Origin of the sequence: Rudaea sp., from assembly GCF_036383415.1 — a bacterium.
In the GTDB taxonomy this organism is placed as follows: domain Bacteria; phylum Pseudomonadota; class Gammaproteobacteria; order Xanthomonadales; family Rhodanobacteraceae; genus Rudaea.
Genome location: NZ_DASVOK010000089.1, coordinates 1 through 2417, shown reverse-complemented (window position 1 = coordinate 2417; position 2417 = coordinate 1). Strand labels below are relative to the sequence as shown.

The 2417-nt window shown below is 65.4% G+C and carries 2 protein-coding genes and 1 pseudogene; all 3 read left to right on the top strand.

Annotated elements, in window-relative coordinates; translation table 11 throughout:
- Positions 1–1134 (top strand): TonB-dependent receptor domain-containing protein (locus VF497_RS03160; RefSeq protein ID WP_330886182.1); only part of this gene is annotated, 1134 nt, incomplete at its 5' end.
- 128 nt (positions 1135–1262) lie between these two features.
- Positions 1263–1853: a DUF4124 domain-containing protein gene (locus VF497_RS03155; RefSeq protein WP_330886180.1), complete on the top strand. Its 591-nt coding sequence runs from the start codon at positions 1263–1265 to the stop codon at positions 1851–1853.
- A 66-nt stretch (positions 1854–1919) separates the two neighbouring features.
- A pseudogene (locus VF497_RS03150) lies at positions 1920–2417 on the top strand (hypothetical protein); the annotation flags it as partial.

Sequence of the window (2417 nt, the reverse complement as noted above, 5' to 3'; positions counted from 1 at the left end):
TCCTCGACCAACCGCCGCTGGTACGCGCTCGACGTCAATCATCCGACCAGCCCGTACCAGCGCCCGGGCGATTCGCTGACGCCGCTGATCACGCAGTACAACAGCGAGATCAAGAACGAAGTCGTGCAGCCCTACGTGCAGGACCAGTGGAAGCTGAGCGATAGCATCCGCCTGCAGGCCGGCTTCAAGGCCAGCTACCAGTTCGCGCACGGCTGGGCGCCGATCTCGCCGCTACACAATTCGACCGCGGGTTTTCTGGAGTTGCCGAGCGGACGCATCTACACGCGCGAGAAATTCCTGCCGCAGATCGGTGCGCTGTGGGACGTCACTGCCGAAGACCAGCTCTTCGTCAACGTGCAGAAGAACATGCGCCAGTTCATCACCTATGGCGCGGGCGGCCTGTCGCCTTGGAGCCTCGGCAGCCAGGACCTGTTCAACGCGTTCAAGCAGAACGTCGCGCCGGAAACCGCCTGGGTGTACGAAGGCGGCTGGCGTTTCCAGCATGATGTCGCGTTCGGGCCGATCAGCGGCGTCGACGGCCAGGTCAGCGCGTATCACGTCGATTTCGCCAACCGCCTGCTTGCCGTGGGCGCCTCGGCGGGATTCACCACAATCAACCCGGGCGCGGTGATCATCAACAACGTCGGCGACGTGAAGACCGACGGCATCGATCTCGCCGCGACCCTGCATTTCGGCGAGCACTTCAGCTTCTACGACGCGGTCTCGTACAACCGCTCGCAGTATCAGGACAACTACACGACCGGCGGCACGACCGTCGTGTCGACCGCCGGCAAGAACGTGCCGGCGAGTCCGGACTGGATGAACAAGTTCGTGCTCAGCGCGAAGTTCGGCGCGTTCGAAGCGCAGTTGATCGGCGACTACGTCGGCAAGCGTTACGCGACGTATACGAACGACCTGTCGGTGCCGAGCTATTTCCTGACCAGCCTGCAGGCCTCCTACGCGCTGCCGCTCGAAGACAATTGGCTGCACGATGCAAAGCTCAGCCTCAACGTCAGCAACCTTGCCAACAAGAAGGGCGTCTACGAAGTCATCGTCGGCGCCGCCTCAGGTACCTACAACACCTATCCGATTCCGCCGCGGCAGTTCTTCGTGACGTTCTCGACCAGGCTGTAGCGCTCGCGCCGCACGACAAACAGCGACACCAGGGATCGGCAATTTCCTACAAGGCGCAGTGTCGTTTGCGCATGGCGACGGACCCGGCAGCGGCGCAGGATGCGCTGCGAAAACGGGGAGGACACGCCATGCTCGATCTCGAACGCACACCGCGGCCGCTGCGCTGGTACGAATGGCTCGCCGTACTGCTGCTCGCAGGCTATGCCGCGGGCGCACGTGCCGAAGTATACAAATGCACTGATGCGCGGGGTGAGGCGAGTTTCCAGGACCAGCCCTGCGCGCAGGCTGCAAGTCAATCCGTCGTTGCGCTCGCGCCGGCTCCGGCGTACGCGGCATCGCCGGCCTATGCGGTCGAGCGCGAGACGAATCCGCATGGCGCACGCCGCGCCGGACCTGCGCGGGCAACCTCGCGGCGCGGCGAAGCAATCGCGGCGACTTCCTACGAATGCCGCACGGCCGACGGCCAGGTGTTCTATCGCCACGGCGCCTGCCCGCATTCGGTCGCCGCGATCGATGCGCAAGGCGCTGCCCATCGTGGCCGCGCCGCCACATCGAAATCTTCCACCGGCAAGTCGGTTGCGGTGACGTCCACGCGCATCGCGCGCGCGGACGCCTGCTACGAAATGCGCCGCGCCGGCGCGGCCGGGCGCAGCGGCCATGTCCACGACCAGGACGTCTCGACCTACGACAAGAATCTGGGCCGCGATCCCTGTCATTGACGCGTTTGTCGCACTGCCTCGCACTGCGCTATCGTTGCGGCCCGAGCGTCTGCGGCGAGGTGCTTCATGTTGAGTCGGTATTCCACCTGTGTCGTCCTTGGCGGCACGCTCGCGCTGGCGGCATGTTCGTCGGGAACGAATTCCCAAGGCGCCGCGGGGCCAACCGCTGCGCCTGCGCAGGACGCTGCTGCCGCGGCCAAGGCGAATGCCGAGGCGCAGGCAAAGAGCCTGAAGCTCTACGAGCAGATGCGCGCGAGTGGCAGCCTCGACATCGCCGCGCAGGTCGGTGCCGAAGCCGTCGCGAAATATCCCGACAGCGCCGTCGCTTTGAGGATCAAGGAAACGCTGGCCGAGGTCACGGCGAAAGCGAAGGAAGACAGCGAGAAGCGGCGCCTCGCCGGCTTGTGGGCGTACACGGTCGCGTCGGTCAAGGGCGGCACGCAGTACGCCGGCTCGATCGAGAACAATCCGCCGCTGGCCCCGCCGGGCCTGACCGGCAGGGACGCCAAGCATGTGCACCTGATCCTGCGCCAGCACCCCGAGTGGGGGCAAACGGTTTACCTC

Bases quoted from the DNA above. Each gene is read 5' to 3' on its own strand.
- VF497_RS03155 (WP_330886180.1), top strand. From the start codon at position 1,263: ATGCTCGATCTCGAACGCACACCGCGGCCGCTGCGCTGGTACGAATGG.